The organism is Micromonospora ureilytica, assembly GCF_015751765.1.
GTDB lineage: Bacteria > Actinomycetota > Actinomycetes > Mycobacteriales > Micromonosporaceae > Micromonospora > Micromonospora ureilytica.
In genome coordinates this window covers 265,100-283,761 of sequence record NZ_JADOTX010000001.1, presented here as the reverse complement: position 1 = coordinate 283,761, position 18,662 = coordinate 265,100, and the positions used below count along the sequence as shown (strand labels likewise).

Sequence of the window (18,662 nt, the reverse complement as noted above, 5' to 3'; positions counted from 1 at the left end):
CGCAGCCACGGCCTGCCGGAGCGGCGACCTGACCGGCATGTGCGGCCCCAGCGCGACAATTTGCAACGAGGTGACAACGCGTGAGCGAGCGGACGCGAGCCGGCCACCGGGGCGTGGCAGGCGGCGACCGGACGCCCAGCGGTCACCCGGCGGCGGCTGCGGACAGCTCACCCCCGGCGAGGATCGGCCCAGCGGCCGGGTGTGGCGACGGGCTCGACGGATGAACGGCCGCTACACCGACCGGTGGCCGGACCCGAACGAACCGTCCTGGGTGGTCGAACCGACCACCGAATGGCACCCCCAGTTCCCCGGCCAGCGCTACCCCGGCGACATCGGCATGCCGCACCAGCCGCCACCGCGCGGTCGGGCGACGGTGTCCGGCCGCGCCGAGGTGCCGCCACTCGCGCCCACCCGCCCGGACGGCACCTACCTCGGCCGTTCGTGGTCCGACGAACCACCGGAGGACCAGACACCCCCGGGCAGGTCCTGGGTGGATGACGAGCCGGGCGAGACACCGGCCTACGGCCGACTCCGCAGTGACGAGCGCTCGGCGGACACGTCGACCTACGGCCGACCCGACAGCGCCGACTCCCGCCACTACGACCACGAGCCGTACCGTCGTCCGCTGCCCGAACCACCCCGCCGCGACGAACGCCGCTCCCCCGAGTCCGACCGGCGTACCGCCTGGTCGGACCGACGCCCCGCCGACGAACGAGGACCCGCGCGGGAAGCTGCCTGGCACCGGGACCAGCCCACCCCCGAGCGGCACGACAGTCGCCGTCCCCGGCCCGAGCCCACCGAGCGGGATCGGGGTTACCGGGGCACGCCGCCGGTCTCCCCGGCGCCCCGGCCCGAACCCGGCTGGGTGCCCGAGCCGGACGACCCACCACGCCGGCGCGGCACACCGGAGCGAACACCCGCCGGTTACGAACGGCACCCCGACGACGGGTACGGCGTCCGACCCACCCGCGACCACGACGGCCGGATCGCCGACGGGGTCGACCCGTGGGCACGCGCGGATGACCGGACGCGATACCGCGCCGACGGGTACCCGGACCGGGTCGCCGACGACCTGCGCCGCCCAGAGCCGCGCTACCGCGCGGACGAGGAGATTGGCGCGGCGCCCTCACCCAACGGTGGACGACGGCGTCGACCCGAGCCGGATCAGCCTGACCAGCCCCGCCTCGACGACGCCCGGCGTCGGCCCGACACCGACCCGCACCGGCAGCAGCCTCGTGAGGCGGCGGCCCGCGCCGAGGCGTACCCGGACCGGCGACCCCGCGAGCAGGCCCGCCCGGACACGTACCGCGAGACCGGTTACCGCGAGGACGCGCCTCGTGAGGACGCGTACCGCGAGCCCCGGCCGCAGCCGGGCCAACGGTCGGACGGCAGTCTGCCCTGGCCGGCACCGGGTCCGGTACGTCAGGACCGCACCCCGGACCGCACCCGGGAGCCGGACCGCCGCGCCGACCCACACCGCACCGCAGATCCACACCGCACCGCAGATCCACACCGCACCGCGGATCCACACCGCACCGACCCGCAGCGCAGCGCAGACCCGCAGCGCAGACCCGACCCGCAGCGCACCACGGAGCCGTACCGCAGCGCCGAGCCGGGCGTCGCGGCGCGGCCGGCCGCCCGGTCCGAACGGCCGGCGGCCACGCCGTCCCGGCCCGACGAGCGACCGGCGACGCGGTACGACGAGCGACAGGTACGCCCGGCCGCGTCGGCGCCGCCCGCCTCCGGTCGTGCCATGCCGGCCCCACCGGTGTCCCCGGAGCGACCGGTGTCACCGGCCCCCGTCTCCCCCGGTTGGGACCGACCAGTGTCCGCCGCCCCGGTCTCCCCCGCTTCCCCGGAGCGGCAGGTGCCGCCGGCGCCCGTCTCCCCCGCCGCGCCCAGGTGGGACCGACCGGTGTCGGCCGCCCCGGAACGGCCGGTGTCACCAGCACCCGTCTCGCCCGCCGCGCCCGGTTGGGACCGGCCGGTGTCCGCCGCCCCGGTCTCTCCCGCCTTCGACCGGCCCGTCTCGGAGCCTCCCGCCGCGCGCCTGCGGCTGGAGTACCTGCCGGCGCCGGTGGACCCGCCCGGCGCCGACGAGCGGTCGGATCCCCCGCCAGCGTCGGAACGCCGGCCGCTGGCCGACCCGCCACCGACGTCCGGGGCGCGCCACACCCCGCCGCCGCGTTATCCCGGCCCAGGCACCGGGGACCGCCCGGCCGACCAGCGGCGCGGCGAGGAGCCGGGCCCGGATCGCCGTCGGGTCGGCGACCCGCTGGCCGGCACCCCACCGACCGACCGCCGACCGGTCTCCCCTGACCGCTCGCACTCCCCAGAGCGGCCGCACTCCCCAGAGCGGCCGCACTCCGCCGATCCGCCGCACTCGCCGGAGCGCCCGGTCGCGCCGCTGCGCCCGTACTCGCCGGAGCGGGCGGCCCCGACGGCGGACGCACGCCCGTCGGTCGCCCCGCCGCCCACCTGGCGGGCGCCGGAGCCGCCGGCAACCCGCCCCGACCCGATCCCGGCCGACCCGACTCCGGTTGACCCGACCCCTGCGGCCCCGGCGCCTACGGCCCCGACCCCTGCGGCCGCGCAGCCACCGGTGGAGGACGTCGCGCCGGCGCTCCCGCTGGCCCCGGGCACGCCGCGCCGCTACGTGCCCCCGCCGCCCTCGGAAGAGCAGGTGACGCCCGTTCGCGAGCCGGACGACGTCCCCGGCGTCCGCGGTCCGGCAGCGTGGTTCAGCCCCGCTCAGCCTGGCGAATCCGACCAGGACGAGCCGGCGACGGATCAGCAGTCGTTCGACCCGGCCGACGACGAGTCGACGTCCAGCGACCCCGACCTCTCCACGACACCGGCCATGCCGGACACGGAAACGTCAACGGCCGACGCCCACCTCGACGTGGCCGACGAGTACGCCAGCGGGTCGACACCGGACGACGCGTTCGCCCCGGTCTCCGCGCCGCCCGCCCACCCGGTCTCCGGTGCTCCCCGTCTCTGGGCGGACGACCTGGACGACGACCCGCAGCCGACGTTCGACACGGGAACCGCGGATGGTGCCGTCTCTGGCGCACCTGTCGTCGCGATTCCTCACCAGCAGGCCGAAGCCGACCTCGAAGCCGAGGGCGAGGCCGACCAGCGGCCCCCCGCAGCGTCGCCGAACGAGGACGCCGACCCGGTCGAGTACGACCCGTCGGACGAACTCGCGCCCCGTGGCGGGCCGGCAGACGCGACCGACGGTCGGAGCACGAGCCCGACGGATGGCTCGCGGGCCGACGAGTGGCCGGTCGACGCCGCGCTGTCCATGACATCTGCGGACGACACGAACCCGCCGATCTCCGCACCACCCGTCTCCGCACCGCCCGCCTCGGTCACACCGGTATCCGCTCCCCCGGCACCGCCGGTAACAGCCCCGCCCGCATCCGCGCCACCGGCGACCGCCACAGCGCCCGTGTCCGCGCCACCCCTCTCCACCGCGCCCGTCTCCGCACCGCCAGCGCCGTCCGCAGCACCGGTCTCCGCGCCGCCGGCGCCCGCCACAGCGCCCGTCTCCGCGCCGCCCGTCACAGCGCCGCCGGCGCCCGCCGCAGCGCCCGTCTCCGCGGCGCCCGTCTCGGCGCCACCAGCCTCGACCTCACCGCCCGTCTCCGCGCCGCCGGCGCCCGAGGTAGCACCCGTCTCCGCGCCACCGGCGTCGGTGGAGCCGGCGTCCGGGCCACCCGCCTCGGCCGTACCCGCCCCGAGGAGCGGTTCGGACGGGGAGAACGTGCCGGTGTCCGCGCCACCCGACGACGCACCACCGGTGGTGACCCGCCCGTCGCTGGCCGACCCGGGCGACCCGGAGCAGGTGCTGGCCGCGTACCGCTGGCGGTTGGACCCGGTCACCCTGCGCGAGGAGCTGACGGAGCCGGACGACCTGCGGGCCATCCGGCGACGACTGACCGAGAAGTTGGGTTCGGCGGTCGACAACCGCGCCCGGGCCCGGCTGCTCAGCCTGCGGGCGGTGGCCTCGCGGATTCTCGGCGACCTGGACGACGCGCTGGCCGACGGTCGGCTCGCCCTCACCTACGCGGAGGCCACCGGCGAACTGCGCCGGACCGCGCTGGCCCAGGCCCGGCTGGCCCACGTGCTGCGCTGGCGCGGCGACTTCCCCGAGGCGGACCAGCTCTTCGCCCAGGCCAACTCGATCGAGTTGCCCGACCGGTTGCGGGCCGCGCTGCACGAGCACGCCGGGCGGTCGTGTTACGACCAGGGTCGGCTCATGGAGGCGTGCGAGCACTTCGAGAAGGCGCTCGACCTGCGCGGCGCTGCCGACGCCGAACTGCTGGACCGGGTCCGGGTGGCCCTCGACGCGGTCACCGTACGGGCCGAGGCGGATGGCTTCGGGCCGTACCGCCGGGGTCGGGACGAGGTGCTCGACCGGGACCGGCCCCCGTTGCCGGACCGGGACGGACCGCTGTGGGGTTACACCAGTCACGACGGTGACGTGGTCGTCCCCGCCCGGTACGCGGAGGCGCAGCCCTTCCACGACGGGCTGGCCTGGGTCCGCCGGCCGGACACCGACCGCTGGTCGCTGATCAACCTGCTCGGTACGACGGTGATCCCGCCGTCCTTCCGGGCCGCGCGTCCGTTCAGCGACGGCCTGGCCTGGGTGGTCGGCGAGAACGGGTGGACGGCGATCGACGCGACCGGCGCGGTGCAGGTCGCCCCCAACTTCGCCGAGGTACGACCGTTCCGGCGTGGGCTGGCCGCGGTGCGGCGCGAGGGGTGGGGGGCGGTCGACCGGACGGGCCGGATCGTCGTGCCCACCCGCTACCACGGCTTCGTCACCGAGTTGGCCGACGGCCAGCAGATCGACGGTTTCACCGACGAAGGGCTCGCCGTGGTCGACGTGGCGGGTCGGCGGGGCGTGGTGGATCGCACCGGCACGGTGCTGGTCCCGCCGGCGCACCCGACGCTGGTCATCCACCCGGTGGCGTTCCTGGTCGAGAGCGGCAACGGGCGGTGGGGTGCGCTGGACCGGCGCGGTGTGCCGCTCATCGACCCGGTGCACCGCGATCGCGCCGAGGTGTTGGAGGAGATCGACCGGCTACTCACCGACGCCAACCCGGTGCTCTGAGTCGCCGGTCGCCACCGGTGATCCACTGGAGCTAGGGTCGGTACATGGAATTCCGACACCTGGGCCGTTCCGGCCTGATGGTCAGCGAGATCTCGTACGGCAACTGGATCACCCACGGTTCGCAGGTCGAGGAGGACGCGGCGTTCGCCTGCGTCCGGGCCGCTCTCGACGCGGGGATCACCACCTTCGACACCGCCGACGTGTACGCCGGCACCCGGGCCGAGGACGTGCTCGGCCGGGCGTTGCAGAACGAGCGCCGTGAGGGCCTGGAGATCTTCACCAAGGTCTACTGGCCGACCGGGCCCGGCCGCAACGACCGTGGTCTGTCCCGCAAGCACATCATGGAGTCGATCAACGGCTCGCTGCGCCGACTGCGCACCGACTACGTGGACCTCTACCAGGCCCACCGCTACGACAGCAGCACCCCGCTGGAAGAGACGATGGAGGCGTTCGCCGACGTCGTCCACTCCGGCAAGGCGCACTACATCGGCGTCTCCGAGTGGACCGCCGCCCAGCTGCGCGCCGCCCACCCGCTCGCCCGGGAGCTGCACATCCCGCTGGTCTCCAACCAGCCGCAGTACTCGCTGCTCTGGCGGGTCATCGAGACCGAGGTCGTGCCGGCCAGCGAGGAGCTGGGCATCGGGCAGATCGTCTGGTCGCCGATGGCGCAGGGCGTGCTCTCCGGCAAGTACCTGCCGGGCCAGCCGCCGCCGGCAGGTTCCCGCGCCACCGACGAGAAGTCGGGCGCGGGCTTCATCTCCCGGTTCATGAACGACGACGTGCTGACCCGGGTCCAGCAGCTCAAGCCCCTCGCCGAGCAGGCCGGGCTCAGCATGGCCCAGCTCGCCGTGGCGTGGGTGCTGCAGAACCCGAACGTCTCGTCGGCGATCATCGGCGCGTCCCGCCCGGAGCAGGTGCACGACAACGTGAAGGCAGCCGGCGTGAAGCTCGACGCCGACCTGCTCAAGGCGATCGACGACATCGTCGAGCCGATCGTCGAGCGGGACCCGACGAAGACCGAGTCCCCCGCGCAGCGTCCCTGACGCCGTTCCGGTCCGGTCGGCGCGAGGGTTTCGCGTCGACCGGACCGGTCAGGTCAGGTCAGCAACTCAGCCCTGCCAGAAGCGGATCAGCTCCAGGCCGGTGGCGTAGAGCCAGGACGGCAGACCGAGCAGGTCACCGACCGCGAAGACCGCGTCGAAGAACCAGCCCCCGATGCGCGGGTTCCACAGCAGCGCGAAGAGCAAAATGAAGCCGTACGGGGCGAACAGGTCGTACATCTTGCGCCACTGCGGGTTGAGCCACGGCTGGATCATGTTGCCGCCGTCCAGGCCGGGCACCGGCAGCAGGTTCAGGAAACTGGCGGTGAGCTGGAGGAAGGCGAGCAGCGCCACCCCGGCCCAAAACTCGATCGGCCCACCCGACTGGGCGCCGAGCCGCACCGCCGCCACCAACACCAGCGTGAACAGGACGTTGGTCGCCGGGCCGGCGAGGCTGACCAGGGTGTGCCGCAGTCGGCCCGGGATGGCATGCCGGTCCACCCAGACCGCGCCACCCGGCAGGCCGATGCCTCCGAGCAGCACCACCACCACGGGCAGCACGATCGACAGCAACGGGTGGGTGTACTTCAACGGGTTGAGCGTCAGGTAACCGCGATGCGCGATGTCCCGGTCGCCGGCCCGGTAGGCCACCACAGCGTGGGCGTACTCGTGCAGGCAGAGCGACACCAGCCACCCGGACACCACGAAGAGGAACACGTTGAACCGGACGCTGCCGTACCCGTTCCAGGTCAGTGCCCCGCTCACCGCGAAGAGGGCGACCAGGCCGAGGAAGACCGGGCTGGGCCGGAACGCCGCCCTGGGCACGCCGAGGACCAGCCGGTCGCCGCCCGGGCGGTCGTAGGCCATCACTCGGCCGTGGGCAGCAGGCTCATCCGGTACTCCACCCGGTCGTCCACCACGAGCGCGACCGAGGTGACGCCGGACGCCGCGAGCTCCCGCCAGGTCTGACCGATCCAGGATTCGGCGTCGGCCTGGCTGCCGAACGACTCCGCCGGTCCCTCGACCGTCTGGCCGTCCGTGCCCTCGTACCGCCAGCTCCACGCCATGCCGCGTCTCCCCTCGCCGCTGAAGTCCCCGTGGGACGAACCCTCGCCAGCGTAGTCGGCCCGACGCGTAACGGCCGCTCGCTCGCCTCGGCGGGACCCCCGGGGTGGATCAATCCGATCGACACCGGCCGGTACGGTGGCTCGGTGCTGACACGGGGAGTGCTGCTCGGCGACAGGTACCGGCTGGGCGAGCGGGTGGCGACGGGTGGGATGGGCGCGGTCTGGCGCGGCACGGATGTGCTGCTGGAACGCGAGGTCGCCGTGAAGGTGCTGCTGCCGTCGCTGGTCGCCGACCCGGAGTTCACCGCCCGGTTCCGGGCCGAGGCGCGGATGCTGGCCGCGCTGCGGCACCCCGGCGTGGTCCCGGTGCACGACGTGGGGCAGGCCGCGCTCGACGACGGCAGCCGGGTCGACTACCTGGTCATGGAGTACGTCGAGGGCGAGCCGTTGTCCGCCCGGGTGCGCACGGTGGGGCGGCTGGATCCGGCCACCACCATGTCGGTGCTGGCCCAGGCCGCGGACGCGCTGCACACCGCCCACCTCGCCGGCATCGTGCACCGGGACGTGAAGCCGGGCAACCTGCTGGTCAAGGCCGACGGCAGTGTGGTGCTCGTCGACTTCGGCATCGCCCGGTCCCGCAACATGGCCGGGCTCACCGCCGCGAACATGGTGCTCGGCACCGCCTCGTACATGTCCCCCGAGCAGGCCACCGGGCAGCCGGTCTCGGCCGCCACCGACATCTACGCGCTCGGCGCTGTGGCGTACTTCTGCCTTGCCGGGCAGCCACCCTTCCACGGCGACAACCCCCTCGCGGTGGCGCTCCGGCACGCCCAGGAGGAACCGGCGGCGCTGCCGGCGGACACCCCGCCGGCGGTCGCGGCCGTGGTGGCCCGCGCGCTGGCCAAGCGTCCGGAGGACCGGTTCGGCAGCGCCGCCGAGTTGGCCGCTGCCGCCGCCGATGCCCGCGACGCGACACTGGCGAGCATCCCGGTCTCGGCCCGCCCACCGTGGGCGTTGGCCGTACCCACTCCCGGGACACCCTCGGCCCTTCCGGTCACCCCGGCCGCCACGCCGCCCGTCCCGACGCCCGCGCCGCCACCCACACCGACGCCGTTGGCCGGGCCGACGCCGTTGGCCGGACCGACGCCGTTGGCCGGGCCGACGCCGTTGGCCGGGCCGACGCCGTTGGCCGGGCCGACGCCGTTGGCCGGGCCGACGCCGTTGGCCGGGCCGACGCCGTTGGCCGGGCCGACGCCGACCGGGCCACCCGCGCCGGTCGGGGCCGCCGCTGTGCCCATGCCGGCGGCCTCGCCGGTGACCGGGCCGGGCTCGACCCGGGAGGAGGCGTTCCGGACGGGGTCGTCCGGCCGGCGCCGGCAACTGCTGATCGGGGTCGGCGCGGTCGCTCTCGTGGCGCTGATCGCCGTGGCCGTGGCGGCCCTGCGGCCCGACGGGGAGCCGGGTGGGACGGACGGTCCGCCCGCGCTGGCCGGCGAATCGGCGGCGGCCCCGGACGGCGGCGCGCTCGACGGCGGAGGTGCGAGCATCTCGGGACCCACGCCCAGCGGCACCCCGGGGCCCAGCCGCAGCGCGTCCGCCGCGCCGACCGGCTCCGCCGGAGGAACCGACGCGCCGACCGCCACCCCGGACCCGCGCACCGCGACGCCGGGCAGCACACCTACCGGTACGACCAGCAGCCGACCGACGCCCACCCGCACCCCGTCGAGCCGGCCCAACCCGTACACGGCAGCCCAGGCGTGCGGCAGCGGCTACCAGGTGATCGACTCGGCGACGCTGACCAGTGCCGGCCGCCCCCAGGGCCGGGTCTACCTGCTCTACAACGCGGGCAACGGCAACAACTGCGTGGTCACCCTCAAGGACACCGCGGTCGGCGCGAAATCGGCGGTGTCGGCGTACCTGGAGGTGCAGGGGCGGGCCCGCAGCACCGACAGCGGCTCCTTCGACTACTACGCGGGGCCGGTGCGGGCCTCCGCCGCCGGCGCGTGCGTGAAATGGGGCGGCGCCACCGGCGGGGTCAGCTACGGCAGCGGGTTCGAACACTGCGACTGACCACCGCGCCGGCCCCGTCACGACCAGCCGCGCTCCCGCAGCGACGCCGCCCGGGGTTGGCAGGGTAGATCTTGGACACTTTCCGTTCCGAGCTGACGGAAAGTGTCCAAGATTGCCAGCGGCGCCGGGTGAAGCGGCCCGAGGTCGCGCCGCACCCGACCATCTGGCCCAGGCAAGGGAACTGGACGCTTTCCCGCAATGGACGCGGAACGGACTTTCGATCTTCGGCAGGGTCGGGGCGACGTGCCCGGCACCGAAGGATGAGAACTAAGGTACGGGCATGTCCGTAGACGGGTGGAACACGGTCCTGGTGCTCGGCGGTATCCGGTCCGGCAAGTCCGAGTTCGCCGAGTCCCTGGTCACCGACGCGCCGGTGGTCCGCTACGTCGCCACCGCGCCCGAGGGCGACCCGGAGGACACCGAGTGGGCGACCCGGCTGGCGGCGCACCGCGCCCGGCGGCCGGGCAGCTGGACCACCGAGGAGACCACCGAGGACCCGCGCCGGCTGGCCGACGTGCTCGAGTCCGCCGAGCCCAACGAGATGTTGCTCGTCGACGACCTGGGCGGCTGGGTGACTGTGCTGCTCGACCCGGACCACCAGCCCGCCGACGACGTGGCCACGATCGCCGAGCTGGCCGAGGCGATCCGCGGCTGTGCCGCCCGGGTGGTGCTGGTGAGCCCGGAGGTGGGGCTGTCGCTGGTACCGACCACCCCGCTGGGCCGGGCGTTCACCGACGCGCTGGGCGCGGCCAACCGCGCGGTCGCCGACGCCTGCGACGCGGTGGTGCTGGTCGTCGCCGGTCAGCCGGTCTGGCTCAAGCCGGCCGCCACCGCGATCGAGCAGGCCGCACCCGCGACCACGTCGACGGCCACCGCCACCGCTGCGGTCGTGGCGAGCCCGGCCGACGCCGAGCCGACCCCCGAGGTGCAACTGCCCGACGTGCTGACCCACACGCCGCCGGCCACCCCGCCCCAGGAGGCGGGCAACCCCTGGGCCGCACCGACCATGGCGCTGCCGATGGTGGCCACCGGGCTGGTCATCCAGCCCGGCATGGAGCTGCCGATGCCCAACGAGTACGAGGGCCCGCAGGCGGTGGACCGGCTGGCCACGCTTGACGTACCGGGCGCCGGGCTGGGCGTGCTGGACCGGGTGGTGGGCTTCGCCGCCGCCACCCAGGGCACCTCGATCCCCGCCGCCTGGGACTCGGTGCGGGTGCTGCTGCTGCACGGCGACCACGCCGGCGGGGCGTCGGCCGGCACCGTCGCCGGGGAGTCGGCGCGCCGCGCCGCGCAGGCCCGCGCCGGCCAGGGCGCGTTGGCACGACTGGCCGCCGAGAGCGGCGCCAGTCTGCAGGTGGTGGACACTCCGGCCTCCGCGCCGATCGAGGACCAGCCGGCCCTCACGCCGGACCAGGTGGAGTCCGCGCTGCGCTACGGCTGGCGGTTGGCCGAGCAGGCCGCCGACGCCGGCGTACAGCTGCTGGTGCTCGGGGCGTGCGGCGCCGGCACCGAGGCGGCCGCCGCGGCGGTGCTCGCGGCGACCGCGGGCGCGGAGCCGCCCGCCGTGCTGGGCCGGGTGATCACCGACTCCGGCGAGATCGACGACGCGGCGTGGATGATCCGCTGCGCGGCGGTACGCGACGCGTTGCACCGCACCCGACGCTCGTCACGCGGCGCCAAGGACATCCTGGCCGAGCTGGGCGGCGGCGACGTGGCAGTGGCCACCGGCGTGCTGCTCGGCGCCACCGCCCGCCGGGTGCCGGTGCTGCTCGACGGCCCGGTCGGGTTGGCCGCCGGGATGGTGAGCCGTGACCTGGCCGGGCAGGCCCGGCACTGGTGCCTGCTGGCCGACCACGGCAGGCATCCGGCCGTGCGGCTCGCCGCCGACGTGCTGGGCCTCACCCCGCTGCTCGACCTACGGTTGGATCTCGGCGAGGGCGCGAACGCGCTTGTCGCGCTGCCGCTGCTGCGCTCGGTGCTGGCGCTGTCCGCCGGGCTGCCGGCGCACCCGTCGCTGGACGGCGGGGACGACACCGACCCGGGCGCCGACGAGCCGGAGTCCACCGACCCGAGCTACGCCGACCCGGATCTCACCGAACCCGACTTCGTCGAGCCCGACTCGACCGAGCCCGACTTCGTCGAGCCGGAGCCGGCCGGGCCGGGCCCCGCCAGCACCCGGGCGGACGAGCAGCCGGCGTCGGGCTGGCGTGCCGGCTGAGCCACGGCTGCTCGCGGGAGCCCGGCTGGCGGTCACCACGTTCACCACGCTGCCGGTGCGGGCCGGGCGCATCGATCGCCCGGTCGCCGGCACGGCGATGGCCCTCGCCCCGGTGGTCGGCGCGCTGCTCGGCGCGCTACTGGCCGGTGTGCTGCTGCTGACCGGCGCCCTCGCTCCCCCACTGGTGGCGGCCGGCGTGACGGTCGGCGTCGCCGCGCTGCTCACCCGAGGGCTGCACCTGGACGGGCTGGCCGACACCGTGGACGCGCTCGGCTCGTACCGGCGGGGCGCCGCCGCCCTGGAGATCATGAAGAAGCCGGACGTCGGCCCGTTCGGGGTGGTCGCCCTGGTGGTCGTACTCCTGGTGCAGGCGGCGGCGCTCGCCGACCTCGCGGGTCGGTCCTGGCCGGCGTGTCTCGCGGCGGTGGTCGCGGCGACCGCAGCCGGGCGGTTCGGTGTCACGGTGGCCTGCCGGCGGGGAGTGCCGGCGGCCCGGCCGGACGGGCTGGGCGCGCTGGTCGCCGGCACGGTCGGCCCGGTGGCCCTGGCCGCCGGCGCGGTCGCCGTCGTGCTGCTGGCGGTGCCCGCGGTGCCGGGCCGTCCGTGGCAGGGGCCGCTGGCCGTCGTCGCCGCGATCGCCGTCGCGCTCCTGCTGCTCACCCACGTGGTACGCCGGCTCGGCGGGATCACCGGCGACGTCCTCGGCGCGACTGTCGAGGTGGTCACCACGCTGGTCTACCTGGGTCTGGTGCTGTCCGGCTGAACCGGGCACGGCGGGCCGGGTAGCGTTCGGCTCGACAACACCGGCACGGCCACCGGGGGAACCCACAATGCTCATCACGGACGACTTCCTGCCCGTACCGGTGCCGGAGTCGCTCAGCGCGACCTATCTGGTGCCGATGGCGGGGCTACCGAAGGTCAGTGCGAAGACCGCGGTGGCGGCCCTGACCGGCCGACTGGCCGAGCCGGTGCACGGGCTGGCCCGGCAGATGCTCGACAGTCCGCTGATGAGCGTCGACACCCGGCCGATCTCCGAGTTCCCCGAGCTGCCACCGGACCTGCTCACCGCGTTCGGCGCCACCGAGGAGCAGCTGGCCCGGCTGGCGGCGGCGACGCACCTGGTGGTCGTGCAGGCCGAGTACCGGCCCGGTTGGCCGCCCGCGCACGAGTGGGCCGCCCGGGCGGTCGCGGCCGCCGTGGCGGAATCCGTCGACAGCGACGTGGTGGACGTCTTCGGTCTCCAGTTCCTCGACCCGGCGACAGCGCTGCGCTCCCTCCCCGACGAGCAGGGCCGCATCCGACTCGTCGACTGGGTGCTGGTGCCGTATTCGTCCGACACCGAGGGCCTGTGGTTCACCACCAAGGGGCTGCGCCGCTTCGGCCTGCTGGAGTTGCAGACCCAGGGGGTGCCCGACCACCTCACCCGCGCCTGGGGTGCGGTGATGACCGGGGCGGCCCGCCGGCTGCTGCGGGACTGGACCGACGGGCTCACCGGCGAGGAGGTGCCGGCGTTCGTGCAACTGCCGGTGCTGGCCACGGTCACCGGGCACGACATCGCTGTGGCGTACGGCAACCCGGAACAGCACGGTGCCACCGCCCCGGTGCTGCTGCGCCTCGAACTGGACCCGGCGACCGACCCGGAGGCCGACTCTTTCCTCAGCCTGCGCCCGCCGGCCGGGCACCCCGGCCCGGACGGCCGCTACTACGCCGCCGCCTGCGCGACCCTGTTCTCCGGGATCCAGCCGGACGTGCGCTACGCCCGCTCCGGTGACGCGATGAGCCGTGCGGTCGCCACCGCCCGTGCCGCGCTGGATGACGCGCGGGCCCGGTTCGTCGCCGGCCAGCTCCCCACCGAGTCGCAGCTCGTGGTGAAGTACGGCCTGCCCGGAGACGACGGCCCGGAGTACGTCTGGGCGGGCGTCACCTCGTGGGAGACCCCGGAGCGCATCGTCGGCGTGAGCGCCAGCGACGCGGCCACCGATCCGTCGGTGCGCATCGGCGCCCCGGTCGTGGTGGAAGCGTCCGGAGTGGTCGACTGGGCCATCCTGGACGCGACAGGCGTCACAGAAGGCGGCTGGACCCAAGCAGTCCTGGACTCAGGCGAACCCCCAACCCCCTCCCGCTAACCCCAACCCCAGCCCCAGCCCCAGCCCCAGCCCCGGCCCCGGCCCCGGCCCCGGCCCCGGCCCCAGTTGATCATGGGGTTAGCGGGGGATTTGATCTCCCAGCGTCCCGTCAACCTCATGATCAACGCCGGAGAGGGCGGGGGTGGGGTGGGGGTGGGGTGGGGGTTACTTCACTGAGGGGGTTACGAAGGGGGGTTTCGTCAGCTTCAGGGGGGCTCGGCGGCCTCGGATTTCGATCTCGACCTCGTTGCCGTCCGCTAGGTTGGCGTTGGTGTTGAGCAGGGCCAGCGCTATGCCTTGTTTGCGGGTTGGGGAGAAGGTGCCGCTGGTCACGGTGCCCACCTGGGTGTCGCCTACGTGCAGGGTCATGCCGGGGCGCGGGATGGCCCGGTCGACGGCCACCAGGCCGCGCAGCGTACGCCGGGGGCCGGCGGCCTTCTCGGCGAGCAACGCGTCACGGCCCCAGAAGGTCGGCTTGTCCCAGCCGACCGCCCAGCCGGAACGGGCCTGCACCGGGCTGATGTCCAGGGAGAGGTCCTGCCCGTGCAGCGGGTAGCCCATCTCGGTACGCAGCGTGTCCCGGGCGGCCAGCCCGCAGGCGCGCAACTCGAACGCCGCGCCGGCGGCGAAGAGCGCGTCCCAGACGGCGACCGCGTGCTCCGCCGGCACGACCAGCTCGTAGCCCAGCTCGCCGGTGTAGCCGGTACGGCAGACGGTCAGCTCCACCCCGGCCAGGCTCGCGGCGGAGAAGCTCATGTAGCCGTGTTCGGTGGGCAGGTCCAGGGCGGCCAGCAACTCGGCCGAGCGGGGGCCCTGCACGGCAAGCACCGCGTACGCCTCGTGCTCGTCGGTGACTGTCACCTGCGCGGGCGCGGCGGCGCGCAACCGGCGCACCACCTCGGCGGTGTTCGCCGCGTTCGGGATGAGGAAGACGTGGTCGTCGGCGTAGAGGTAGGCGATGATGTCGTCCACCACGCCGCCGGTGGCGTCGTCGCAGCAGAGCGTGTACTGCGCCCGCCCCGGGCCGATCCGGCCCAGGTCGTTGCTGAGGCAGGAGTTGACGAAGTCGGCCGCGCCGGGGCCACTCACCCGCGCCTTGCCCAGGTGCGACACGTCGAAGACCCCGACCGCCGTACGCACCGCGGTGTGCTCCTTGAGCACCCCGCCGCCGGCGTACTCCAGCGGCATCTCCCAGCCCCCGAAGGGGGCGAACTTGGCTCCGGCGGCGGTGTGCCGCTCGTGCAGCGGGGAACGACGCAGCCGGGTCGCGGCGGCGTCGGAGGTCACGTCGGTCATGGGTGGCAACTTACCGGGGGCAACGTCGCTGGTTAGCATCGGCGGGAGCCCGCTGGCGCTGTCGGCGGGACAGCCATGACGTCCGGCGGGTAGGTTCCGCCGGAGACCTTCACCGCTGGTACGCGACGCCGCGACCGGCCCGGCCCGCCCGGAGTAGCTTCAGTGACTTCACCCCGCACCACCAACCTGAGCCTGGTCGACACCGACCCGGCCGAGCTCGCCGTCGACGCGATCGTGATCGGCGTGCACAGCCAGACCGGAGAGCAGGGCGCCACCAGCGGCCTCGCCGGCACCCTGCTGCTCGCCAGCGGCGCGGAGAGCATCGCGGCCGCGTTCGACGGCAAGCTGACCGAGACCCTCGCGCTGCTCGGCGCGACCGGCGGGCCGGGTGAGGTCATCAAGCTGGCCACCCTGGGCACCGTGACCGCCCCGCTGGTCACCGCCGTCGGGCTCGGCCCGGAGCCGTCGGGTGCCGCCCCGGCCCCGGAGATGCTGCGCCGGGCCGCCGGTGCGGCGATCCGGGCCCTGGCCGGCGCACCCACTGTCGCGCTGGCGCTGCCGCTGCCGGACGACGCGGACGCGTCGGCGGAGCTGCGCGCGGTCGCCGAGGGCGCGCTGCTGGGTGGGTACCGGTTCGCCGGTTACAAGACCCGGCCCCAGCCGACCCGGCGAGAGCCGGTGGCCGAGGTGCTCATCGCGGTTCCGGACGCCGGCGACGCGGGCGCGCAGGCGGAAATCGCGCGGGCGCAGGCGGTGGCGGGCGCGGTCCGGCTCAGCCGGGACTGGGTGAACACCGCGCCGAACGAGCTGCGTCCGCCGTCGTTCGCCGACGCGGTCGCCAGCGCGGCGCGCGAGGCGGGCCTCGGCGTCGAGGTGCTGGACGAGGCGGCGCTGGCCGCTGGCGGGTACGGCGGCATCGTCGCGGTCGGGCAGGGCTCGGAGGCCCCGCCGCGGCTGGTGAAGCTGACCTACACCCCGCAGGGCGGCGGCAACGGCAAGCGGGTCGCGCTGGTCGGCAAGGGCATCACCTTCGACACCGGCGGTATCTCGATCAAGCCGGCGCAGGGCATGTGGGAGATGAAGTCCGACATGGCGGGCGCCGCCGCGGTGGGCGCGGCCATGCTGGCGATCGCCGCGCTGAAGCCGACGGTGGCGGTCAGCGCGTACCTGCCGATGGCGGAGAACATGCCGTCGGGCACCAGCTACCGGCCGGGTGACGTGATCACCATGTTCAACGGCAAGCGGGTCGAGGTGCTCAACACCGACGCCGAGGGCCGGATGGTCCTGGGCGACGCCATCGCCCGCGCCTGCGCGGACGGCACCGACTACCTGTTCGAGACCTCCACGCTGACCGGTGGCCAGGTCATCGCGCTGGGCAAGCGGGTGGCCGGCGTGATGGGCACCCCGGAGCTGTGCGACCGGGTGAAGGTGGTCGGCGACGCCGTCGGCGAGCCGGCCTGGCCGATGCCGCTGCCCGACGACGTCCGTAAGGGCATGGAGTCGGATGTGGCGGACATCTCGCAGGTCAACGCCGGCATGGACCGGGCCGGTCACATGCTGCAGGGCGGCGTGTTCCTGCGCGAGTTCGTGACCGACGACGTGGCCTGGGCGCACATCGACATCGCCGGGCCGGGCTACCACTCGGGCGAGCCGACCGGCTACTGGACCAAGGGCGGCACGGGCGTCCCGGTCCGCACGCTGGTGCAGCTCGTCGAGGACGTCGCCGCCAACGGCTGACGGATACGCGAAGGGGCCCCCTGTCCAGGGGGCCCCTTCGCGTATCTCAGTACCGCTCGGGGCGACGTTTGCGGCGCTCGTTGAAGTCGCGCATCCGCTGCGGGTAGCCCATCAGCCGGACGTCGTAGACGGGGATGCCCAGCCGGTGGGCGAAGCGCCGAGCCCCGTCCGGGCCGTCGATCCGCCGGCGGGTCCACTCCCCGTCGTCGGCGATCAGGATGACAGTGGTCTCCGTCACGGTCGTCCGGGGCTCGATGTACGCCTCGACGCCGCGCCGACTCCGGATGAAGTTCTCCAGATGGTCCAGATCGCCACGATCGGCGGCACGGTCATGGCTCGGCACAGCCGCCTGTTTGCGGCGCCGGAACAAGCCCACCGGATCTCTCCCCCACCCTGCGTCATCGACAACGGTGCCAAGGGTACGTGTCGATGACGTGTCGTTGGGCACCTCAGTACGCACCCTGTGCCCAGTGGTGACAAGATGACCGAGGTGGGGTGTGTCCGTGTTACATCCCCGTGACCCCCGATGCAGCGACGCGACCTGGGAGTTGGACGTGAGCGAGCCGAACGAAGCGACCTTCGACATTGTCATTCTCGGAGGTGGCAGCGGCGGCTACGCGACCGCGCTGCGCGCCGTCCAGCTGGGCCTGAAGGTCGCGCTGGTCGAGAAGGGCAAGCTCGGGGGCACCTGTCTGCACAACGGCTGCATCCCGACGAAGGCGCTGCTGCACGCGGCCGAGATCGCCGACCAGGCCCGCGAGTCGGAGCAGTTCGGTGTGAAGGCCGAGCTGATCGGCATCGACATGGCCGGGGTCAACGCGTACAAGGACGGTGTCATCTCCCGCCTGTACAAGGGCCTGCAGGGCATGTTGAAGGGCAACAAGGGGATCACGATCGTCGAGGGCGCCGGCAAGCTGGTCGGCAAGAACGTGGTCGAGGTGGACGGCAAGCGCTACACCGGCCGCAACATCGTCCTGGCCTCCGGCTCGTACGCGAAGAGCCTGCCCGGCCTGGACGTCGACGGCGAGCGGATCATCACCAGTGACCACGCCCTCACGATGGACCGGGTGCCGTCGTCGGTGATCGTGCTCGGTGGCGGCGTGATCGGCGTCGAGTTCGCCAGCGTGTGGAAGTCCTTCGGTGTGGACGTGACGATCGTCGAGGCGCTGCCCCGGCTGGTCGCCGCCGAGGACGAGGAGTCGTCGAAGGCGTTGGAGCGGGCCTTCCGCAAGCGGAAGATCAACTTCAAGGTCGGCAAGCCGTTCGAGAAGGTCGAGAAGACCGAGAGCGGCGTCAAGCTGACCATCCAGGGCGGCGAGACCGTCGAGGCGGAGCTGCTGCTGGTCGCTGTTGGTCGCGGCCCGAACACCGCCAACCTCGGGTACGAGGAGCAGGGCGTCAAGATGGACCGCGGCTACGTGCTGACCGACGAGCGGCTGCGCACCAGCGTGCCGAACGTCTACGCCGTCGGCGACATCGTGCCCGGCCTCCAGCTCGCGCACCGGGGCTTCCAGCAGGGCATCTTCGTGGCCGAGGAGATCGCCGGTCAGACCCCCGCCGTGATCGACGAGGTCGGCATCCCGCGCGTCACCTACTGCGACCCGGAGCTGGCGTCGGTGGGTCTCACCGAGGCCAAGGCCAAGGAGCAGTACGGCGCCGACAAGGTCAAGACGTACAACTACAACCTGGGTGGCAACGGCAAGAGCCAGATCCTCAAGACCACCGGCTTCGTGAAGCTGGTCCGGGTCGAGGACGGTCCGGTCGTCGGCGTGCACATGATCGGCGCCCGGGTGGGTGAGCTGATCGGCGAGGCGCAGCTCATCTACAACTGGGAGGCGTACCCGGCCGAGGTCGCCCAGCTCGTGCACGCCCACCCGACCCAGAACGAGGCCCTGGGCGAGGCGCACCTGGCCCTCGCCGGCAAGCCGCTGCACGCGCACGCCTGATCATCCAAACCGCGGCGTCCGGCGACGGGCGAAGATCCCACCA

The 18,662-nt window shown here is 74.2% G+C and carries 12 protein-coding genes; 8 read left to right on the top strand and 4 right to left on the bottom strand.

Annotated features, from left to right (window positions below):
* Window positions 1-70: 70 nt before the first annotated feature.
* Window positions 71-5,119, top strand: coding sequence for a WG repeat-containing protein (locus tag IW248_RS33600; protein ID WP_307787617.1), 5,049 nt, complete (start codon window positions 71-73; stop codon window positions 5,117-5,119).
* A gap of 44 nt (window positions 5,120-5,163) precedes the next feature.
* Window positions 5,164-6,162 carry an aldo/keto reductase family protein gene (locus tag IW248_RS01330; RefSeq protein ID WP_196925318.1) on the top strand — a complete coding sequence of 333 codons (999 nt, stop codon included), beginning with the start codon at window positions 5,164-5,166 and terminating at the stop codon, window positions 6,160-6,162.
* Between the two features lie 66 nt (window positions 6,163-6,228).
* Here the strand turns inward: IW248_RS01330 and IW248_RS01325 are convergent, their stop codons facing one another.
* Both IW248_RS01325 and IW248_RS01320 read right to left on the bottom strand, forming a co-directional pair.
* Entirely contained in the window at window positions 6,229-7,026 is a 798-nt protein-coding gene (locus IW248_RS01325) for a site-2 protease family protein (RefSeq protein WP_196925317.1), read from the bottom strand.
* Entirely contained in the window at window positions 7,026-7,226 is a 201-nt protein-coding gene (locus tag IW248_RS01320; protein ID WP_124823263.1) for a hypothetical protein, read from the bottom strand. The genes IW248_RS01325 and IW248_RS01320 overlap by 1 nt, the downstream gene beginning before the upstream one ends.
* 144 nt (window positions 7,227-7,370) lie before the next feature.
* Here IW248_RS01320 and IW248_RS01315 point away from each other — a divergent pair, with 144 nt between their 5' ends.
* From IW248_RS01315 to IW248_RS01300, 4 genes are all read left to right on the top strand, one after another.
* Complete coding sequence (locus tag IW248_RS01315) at window positions 7,371-9,296, top strand: serine/threonine protein kinase (protein WP_196925316.1); 1,926 nt, start codon at window positions 7,371-7,373, stop codon at window positions 9,294-9,296.
* Window positions 9,297-9,576: 280 nt separating this feature from the next.
* Complete coding sequence (locus IW248_RS01310; protein ID WP_196925315.1) at window positions 9,577-11,514, top strand: bifunctional adenosylcobinamide kinase/adenosylcobinamide-phosphate guanylyltransferase; 1,938 nt, start codon at window positions 9,577-9,579, stop codon at window positions 11,512-11,514.
* Window positions 11,504-12,277 (top strand): adenosylcobinamide-GDP ribazoletransferase, encoded by a 774-nt coding sequence (locus IW248_RS01305; RefSeq protein ID WP_196925314.1) that lies wholly within the window; start codon window positions 11,504-11,506, stop codon window positions 12,275-12,277. The genes IW248_RS01310 and IW248_RS01305 overlap by 11 nt, the downstream gene beginning before the upstream one ends.
* 67 nt (window positions 12,278-12,344) lie before the next feature.
* Window positions 12,345-13,640, top strand: a complete 1,296-nt coding sequence (locus IW248_RS01300; RefSeq protein WP_196925313.1) for a DUF2314 domain-containing protein — start codon at window positions 12,345-12,347, stop codon at window positions 13,638-13,640.
* A gap of 165 nt (window positions 13,641-13,805) precedes the next feature.
* Here the strand turns inward: IW248_RS01300 and gcvT are convergent, their stop codons facing one another.
* On the bottom strand, window positions 13,806-14,936 hold the full coding sequence (gene gcvT / locus IW248_RS01295) for a glycine cleavage system aminomethyltransferase GcvT (RefSeq protein WP_196925312.1): 1,131 nt from the start codon (window positions 14,934-14,936) through the stop codon (window positions 13,806-13,808).
* Window positions 14,937-15,098: 162 nt separating this feature from the next.
* Here gcvT and IW248_RS01290 point away from each other — a divergent pair, with 162 nt between their 5' ends.
* A complete protein-coding gene (locus tag IW248_RS01290) occupies window positions 15,099-16,673 on the top strand; it encodes a leucyl aminopeptidase (RefSeq protein ID WP_196925311.1) in 1,575 nt (524 codons plus the stop codon).
* Window positions 16,674-16,719: 46 nt separating this feature from the next.
* Here the strand turns inward: IW248_RS01290 and IW248_RS01285 are convergent, their stop codons facing one another.
* A complete protein-coding gene (locus IW248_RS01285) occupies window positions 16,720-17,049 on the bottom strand; it encodes a hypothetical protein (protein ID WP_124823056.1) in 330 nt (109 codons plus the stop codon).
* 178 nt (window positions 17,050-17,227) lie between these two features.
* On the opposite strand from IW248_RS01285, the gene lpdA reads away from it, so the two are divergent.
* Window positions 17,228-18,619, top strand: a complete 1,392-nt coding sequence (lpdA, locus tag IW248_RS01280) for a dihydrolipoyl dehydrogenase (RefSeq protein ID WP_124823057.1) — start codon at window positions 17,228-17,230, stop codon at window positions 18,617-18,619.
* Window positions 18,620-18,662 lie beyond the last annotated feature (43 nt).

Excerpts from the sequence above, each read along its gene's own strand:
- IW248_RS01325 (WP_196925317.1), bottom strand. The coding sequence starts at position 7,026 with ATGGCCTACGACCGCCCGGGCGGCGACCGGCTGGTCCTCGGCGTGCCC.
- gcvT (WP_196925312.1), bottom strand. The coding sequence starts at position 14,936 with ATGACCGACGTGACCTCCGACGCCGCCGCGACCCGGCTGCGTCGTTCC.
- IW248_RS01320 (WP_124823263.1), bottom strand. The coding sequence starts at position 7,226 with ATGGCGTGGAGCTGGCGGTACGAGGGCACGGACGGCCAGACGGTCGAG.
- IW248_RS01330 (WP_196925318.1), top strand. The coding sequence starts at position 5,164 with ATGGAATTCCGACACCTGGGCCGTTCCGGCCTGATGGTCAGCGAGATC.
- IW248_RS01300 (WP_196925313.1), top strand. The coding sequence starts at position 12,345 with ATGCTCATCACGGACGACTTCCTGCCCGTACCGGTGCCGGAGTCGCTC.
- IW248_RS01310 (WP_196925315.1), top strand. The coding sequence starts at position 9,577 with ATGTCCGTAGACGGGTGGAACACGGTCCTGGTGCTCGGCGGTATCCGG.